This is a genomic window from Parasulfitobacter algicola (genome assembly GCF_013315265.1).
In the GTDB taxonomy this organism is placed as follows: domain Bacteria; phylum Pseudomonadota; class Alphaproteobacteria; order Rhodobacterales; family Rhodobacteraceae; genus Parasulfitobacter; species Parasulfitobacter algicola.
The window spans coordinates 1-5,573 of the sequence record NZ_JABUFE010000033.1; the positions used below are offsets into that span (position 1 = coordinate 1).

The 5,573-nt window shown below is 52.2% G+C and carries 7 protein-coding genes; 4 read left to right on the forward strand and 3 right to left on the reverse strand.

Going from position 1 to position 5,573, the window contains the following annotated elements; all coding sequences use genetic code 11:
- Positions 1-98 precede the first annotated feature (98 nt).
- A complete protein-coding gene (fosX, locus tag HRQ87_RS19770) occupies positions 99-521 on the forward strand; it encodes a FosX/FosE/FosI family fosfomycin resistance hydrolase (protein ID WP_174140170.1) in 423 nt (140 codons plus the stop codon).
- Here fosX and HRQ87_RS20730 read toward each other — a convergent pair.
- The 3 genes from HRQ87_RS20730 to HRQ87_RS19785 form a co-directional block, all read right to left on the reverse strand.
- A complete protein-coding gene (locus HRQ87_RS20730) occupies positions 488-745 on the reverse strand; it encodes a GNAT family N-acetyltransferase (RefSeq protein WP_174140171.1) in 258 nt (85 codons plus the stop codon). The two genes, fosX and HRQ87_RS20730, sit on opposite strands and share 34 nt — an antisense overlap.
- Positions 746-1,047: 302 nt before the next feature.
- On the reverse strand, positions 1,048-1,797 hold the full coding sequence (locus HRQ87_RS19780) for a hypothetical protein (protein WP_174140172.1): 750 nt from the start codon (positions 1,795-1,797) through the stop codon (positions 1,048-1,050).
- Positions 1,798-2,177: 380 nt separating this feature from the next.
- Positions 2,178-3,074 (reverse strand): LysR family transcriptional regulator, encoded by an 897-nt coding sequence (locus HRQ87_RS19785; protein ID WP_174140173.1) that lies wholly within the window; start codon positions 3,072-3,074, stop codon positions 2,178-2,180.
- A 105-nt stretch (positions 3,075-3,179) separates the two neighbouring features.
- Between HRQ87_RS19785 and HRQ87_RS19790 the strand changes: the two genes are divergently transcribed.
- The 3 genes from HRQ87_RS19790 to HRQ87_RS19800 are packed head-to-tail and all read left to right on the forward strand — an operon-like array spanning position 3,180 to position 5,328.
- A complete protein-coding gene (locus tag HRQ87_RS19790; RefSeq protein ID WP_174140174.1) occupies positions 3,180-4,301 on the forward strand; it encodes a Rieske 2Fe-2S domain-containing protein in 1,122 nt (373 codons plus the stop codon).
- Entirely contained in the window at positions 4,298-4,651 is a 354-nt protein-coding gene (locus tag HRQ87_RS19795) for a Spx/MgsR family RNA polymerase-binding regulatory protein (protein WP_174140175.1), read from the forward strand. The genes HRQ87_RS19790 and HRQ87_RS19795 overlap by 4 nt, the downstream gene beginning before the upstream one ends.
- Entirely contained in the window at positions 4,648-5,328 is a 681-nt protein-coding gene (locus HRQ87_RS19800) for a TIGR02453 family protein (protein ID WP_174140176.1), read from the forward strand. Before HRQ87_RS19795 ends, HRQ87_RS19800 begins: the two co-directional genes overlap by 4 nt.
- Positions 5,329-5,573 lie beyond the last annotated feature (245 nt).

Below are 5,573 nucleotides of genomic sequence, written 5' to 3' on the forward strand. Positions count from 1 at the left end.
CTGCACTATGGCGCATTGTGACGCCGGTTGGAGCAGGAGCTATCCACCACATCGGGTTCGACAGGCCGCACTGCAGCGTTACAGAGGACGGTTGGATCATGATCGAGGGTTTGAGCCACATGACCTTCATCGTCAGCGACTTGGACAAGATGGAAGAGATGCTGACGAAGGTTTTGGACGCTAGAAAAATCTATGATAGCGGAGATAAAACGTTCTCTTTGTCAAAAGAGCGCTTTTTCGAAGTCGGGGGACTATGGATTGCCACGATGGTAGGCGATCCACTCGAATCACGAACCTACAATCATGTCGCTTTCAAGATGGCGCCAGACGAGTATGAAGATCGGTTACAGCGCATCCGGGAACTTGGGTTGGACGTGAAGGAAGGCAGATCACGGGTCGAAGGCGAAGGACATTCGATATATTTCTACGACCACGATAACCATATGTTCGAATTGCACAGCGGCACGCTTGAAGAACGCTTAGAGCGTTATAGGTCGCCACCGCCGAGTAGCAGTTCATAATCCACTTGCTTCATGACTTGGCTGAAAGCTGTTGATGGCGCGGTTTTGACAGATTCAAATCCGAAGGTTTCGTACAGTCGACAAGCTTCCGGGTGTCGGTCAAAAGTCGAAACATGGACTGTCTTTAACTTCATCTCTTTGGCTGCGGAAACGACGGTGCGCAAGAGCCGCAATCCAATACCCCGACCTCGATATTCCTCGTCAAGATAAAACAAGCGTATCACTCACTACATCCCCACCGGCTGTCAGCGCTTTCGCAGACGACTTCTTTGATACTGTGTCTGATATCTTCGTCTTCAGCGATGACAAGTCTAACGTTGAATTGTCAATCGAGCTTGATCTAGCCTCATTGAACTCATCGTCTCAGATTCATCTGGACAATAACAATGACCTTGCAGATCGATCTGAGGACATTCTGGCAGCATTGACACAAACACAAGATGATCACTTCCAGATCGCCTAATCCGAAGTTAGGGCAGCACAACACACCACTATGCTGCCCTTATTCTTTCAATGCCTGACAGCCTCATTTCCGAAGCTGATTACACCTGAAGTACTCATCAAGCGTTTCAATCCAAAGGGTATTTTTCGGGACCGATGATGGGTTCGGTGATGTTTCAAGATACTCAAAAATTGGATTGGTCCAGCTTAAATCATTTGTTGGGGGACCTAATTCGTTAAAGAAATTACAAATTTGTTGTTGTACAATGGGATCTGATCGTCTTGCGTGCCCTAGTCTATCTCTATGTGGCATGGATTGAATGTAGTCCCTCCGAGAGACATACGAACGTCGATAGGGCTCCATTTGAAATTCAAAAGCCCGACGTTCATTCAACTGCAATCGCTTCATATCAAAAGTATAAAAAATTTCCATAGCAATAACCATTTCACCCATGTTCTGAAATTCTTTAGCTTGAGCACAAGCTATGATTTGTTCATTCAAATAAACAGGCGTCATATCTGTAGTGATCTCGTAAATCGAATGGCATTGCGGCCATGGTGGACCAGATAACAACCGGGGCTGTACAATATTTGTTTGTAAGCCAGTCTCAGGTTGTTGTTGATGAGGTATAACCGGGATTTCCTGCTGCATTGACGAGCCATCGCAATTTTGCCTGCTAGAATGCGTGCAAATAGTTTCCACTTTTCGTCTTTCAAAACCTTTGGTTATCTCAGCGACACTCGGAGATTGGTCCTCAGCGCGTGTTTGGACAACCATCAATGATATGACAAAAGTAAAAGCAAGAGTTACAGTATTGTAGTAAATCATCGACATTGACGGCTCCCTATTCCCAGAAGATATCGTTATACGTTAGTGTCTATAATTCAGAGTGCGGGTTTCACCACTTTGATATGACCTTCAAAACCTTATCCAACTTTGGCTGTGTGTTTTCGGTAAAAAAGTGAAATGATTTCATTCTTTTTTCAAACAGCGTGCTGAACTCATCATAAGTCAATCGCAACTCGCCCATAGGGCTATGAAACTCAATCATACCTGGATATTTGTCGCCGTGTACTTCATTCATTGCATAGGGTAGTAGAATACTGGTTTCTCCTAGTACTGTAAACGGCCCAAACCGGTCATTGGATTTTGTGGCGATTTGGCCGGTCAGCGGGACAATGCTGCCTTTCGCAATCCCGTTAGCAATGTCCGGTTCAAAGTGGTTCTGGCTTCACTTGGACCTTTTTCTCCAACAGCCGAAGCAGTTCCAGCACTGACGGCTTGGGTCTAGACCACACAAGGTCGAACCCAAGTTTGAAATCGGGTGCATGGGATCTGATGACGACGCCCGGAAAGGTCATGCCCTCAGGCAGAGGTGCATGGCCGATACCGACACCGCCAGCCACCAACGCCAACAGGTCGGCGGTGTTCGCAATCTCAGCGACAGGTTGCGGTTCGAACCCATGGGCCTTGCAATAGGCGCGATAATTTTCCCGCAGGACTGGTTGTTTCGCAGATGATGGTAGGATCATCTCGGCTTCGTTGAGATCATCGACCGATATCTCTGCTTTGTCGCTGAGTACGTGACCCTCGGGAAGAACGACCTTCATCTCGACGTCAAATATGTGCTGTCTCTGAAGGCCAGCTGCTATAGCTTGATCCCAAGCGATGGCCGCATCGACTGCACCACCGGAAACCGCGCGTCCAAGCGTCACTTCGTCGAGTTCCAGCACATCAATCTGTGCAACCGGGTTACGCTCTTTGAACAGACGAATGATCTCTCCCAACTTCGGTTGTGCCGCGCCAATGGTCAGGCCCAGCTTCAGGCTCTCGATCCCTTCGTAGGTTGAGGATCGCGCCGCACGAACCGCAACATCGGCGTGATGCAGCGCAGCCTTCGCAGAAGCCAGGAATGCCTTCCCGGCATGCGTGAGTTCAACCCGCCGCGACGTCCGCTCTACAAGTGTTGTGCCAACCTCGTCCTCAATATCCTTGATCGCTTTCGAAATCACGGGTTGGGCGGTGTGCAACCGATGCGCTGTACGTCCAAAATGCAGCTCTTCGGCCAAAGCCTCGAATATCCGCATCTGCCGAAGGTCGATCCTGAGCATCTCTATCTATCACTCATTTGCTATGATTACATTGTATTTTACGATTGGTTATTAGATAGCTCTGATCCATCTGTTTGTCCAACACACCAGTGCATGAGGACAAACATGAACGATCTTTCACCCGATTCCGAACTGAAACCATCACAGCATGCGGAGCCCGTTACGCGGGGCCGCGTCACCTTTCCGTCAATACCGGATCACTGGGTCCCTGTGGCCTTCTCGCGCGATCTCACTAAGAAGCCGCGTGGCATCTATGTCGATGATGTACCCGTCGTGTTGTGGCGCGCGGGCGCAGAAGTGAAAGCGCTCGTGGATCAATGTCCACACCGTTCAGTGAAGCTGTCCGTCGGCAAAGTCACCGAAGACGGCAACATCCAGTGCGCATTCCATGCATGGCGGTTCGGTGGAGATGGTATCTGTAAAGCTATCCCGCTTGTGACAGGTTCGGAGCGTCCAAACAAGGTTCGTGCCGGTCGCCTTGCCGCGCAGGAGGTCGGTGGGTTGATCTGGCTCTTCACTCGCGTTCTGAACGCGGACGAGGCCCCTCCTCCGATGCAGGACCTTCCTATCTCGATGACCGAAGCGGGTTGGTCGGGCGACATGATTGTCCGCGAGTGGCAGGCACATTGGTCTCGCGCGATCCAAACCATGCTCGACGTAGCACATATTCCGTTCGTGCACGCAAAAACCATCGGGGCTGGCTTAGGGCGAAACATCGGCAAGGTGTCCGAGGCCGAGTTGAAGCTTGATCTGCGCCAGCATGACGACGGCTCATACGAGATGGACTGGGGGCTTGAAGACACCAAATCCGACGGTAAGTCCGACATGGGTTGGCTCGCCTTCCTGCCGCCGAACGGAATGAGCCTGAAGGTACCGATGAAGGGCACGACGAAGTTCAATGGTCAGAAGGTGCCGAAGGAGTGGTACCTTCATATCTTCTGCACGCCCACCAAGGCAGGCCGCTCGAACCAGATCATCGTGCCGCGCCGGAACTTCGGCGGACGCAACCCAATCTGGAGAGCAGCAGACGCCCTCAACATCATCGTGCTGAACGAAGACAAGCGTAACGTCGAGACAGCCTGGCCAAGCCGCGTTCCGCGCCCGGCGCCCGAGATTTCGATGCCCACGGATGCGTCGACGATCGCCTTTCAAAGGTATCACTGGAACACCTTCGTCAAACCGGCGCTTTCGAGTGACGGTCAAGATGCAGAGGAGGCCGTGGGATGAGCGTCACTGTTTATGGCATGCCCAGTTGCGATACGGTAAAGAAGGGAACGGATTGGCTGGAGGCTCAGGGTGAACCCTATGAGCGGATCGACTTTCCGAAAGTTGACGGGCTCGAAGACCGTTTGAAAACATGGATCGACAAAGCTGGTTTGACAAACGTGCTTAATACGCGCGCGATCGTCTTCAAGAAACTCCCGGCTGAAGAACAGGCTCGACTGAAGGAAGACGCAGACGCGGCAGCGGCCGCAATGGCGAAGAACCCCTACCTGATCAAACGTCCGTTGCTGGTCGCGGACACTGCGGTTGTTCTTGGCTTCAGGGCTGACACCTGGGAAGCGGCGTTGAAATGAGCAACGTCGAGTCCCCAAAGGTAACGGCCAAATCCTTCGAGCTTCTGGACGGGCTGGCCAATGACAACAGCAAGGACTGGTTCGACGCGCATCGAGACGAGGTGAAAGCGTGGCTGCTAGAACCCTTCGCCGCCATGTTGCATGATGTGTCCGCTCGGCTTGCGGACACCGATCTCCCGGTGAAGGGCAGTTCCGACACCATGTTCCGCATGAACCGGGACGTGCGCTTCTCGAAAGACAAGCGCCCCTATCGCGAAAGCGTCGCGGGGCTTCTCACGCCATCTGGGACCAAGAAAGAAATGGAGGGAGTCGTCTACGTTGAGCTTGGGCGCGATGGCGGTTGGGTCGGCGGCGGATACTACAAACTGCCGACAAAGCAGTTAAACGTCATCCGCGACCGGATCGTGTCATCGCCGGGTGACTGGGCCGACACCAAAACAGAGATCGAAAAGCGCGGCGGTGAGCTGTCGCGCGACGACAACCTGAAAGGCATGCCCCGCGGCTACGAAGAGCACGATGAGAGCGACATCGCGGATGATCTGCGCCTCAAGAGGCTGCTCGTTCGGGGCGATATTCCGAAATCAGCCTGGCTCGATGATACTATCGGCGAACGTGTGGCTGAAATCGCTCTCGCCATCGCGCCCCTTATTGAGTTCGGCCAGAGGGCCAAGAAGTAAATTTGAAATGCCATAACCCGAAAGCCGACCTTCGCGCACACCGCAGCATTCGTCTTTTTGGGCTCCCTGCCGTCATCTGACAGTTTTAGTCGGTTGACTGGTGCCAGACCAAAGCTGCCAATCGATTTTGATGTCAAACTCGTTGATAGAGGGATGAAGTTAGCCCTGTTGTCGAAAGACAAGAGCATTTCATGCCACCGAAATAGGGTTTGATGCGTGAGAGGCTCGGCATAGGTCAAGTACAC

Bases quoted from the DNA above. Each gene is read 5' to 3' on its own strand.
- fosX (WP_174140170.1), top strand. From the start codon at position 99: ATGATCGAGGGTTTGAGCCACATGACCTTCATCGTCAGCGACTTGGAC.
- HRQ87_RS19780 (WP_174140172.1), bottom strand. From the start codon at position 1,797: ATGTCGATGATTTACTACAATACTGTAACTCTTGCTTTTACTTTTGTC.
- HRQ87_RS19785 (WP_174140173.1), bottom strand. From the start codon at position 3,074: ATGCTCAGGATCGACCTTCGGCAGATGCGGATATTCGAGGCTTTGGCC.
- HRQ87_RS19790 (WP_174140174.1), top strand. From the start codon at position 3,180: ATGAACGATCTTTCACCCGATTCCGAACTGAAACCATCACAGCATGCG.
- HRQ87_RS19795 (WP_174140175.1), top strand. From the start codon at position 4,298: ATGAGCGTCACTGTTTATGGCATGCCCAGTTGCGATACGGTAAAGAAG.
- HRQ87_RS19800 (WP_174140176.1), top strand. From the start codon at position 4,648: ATGAGCAACGTCGAGTCCCCAAAGGTAACGGCCAAATCCTTCGAGCTT.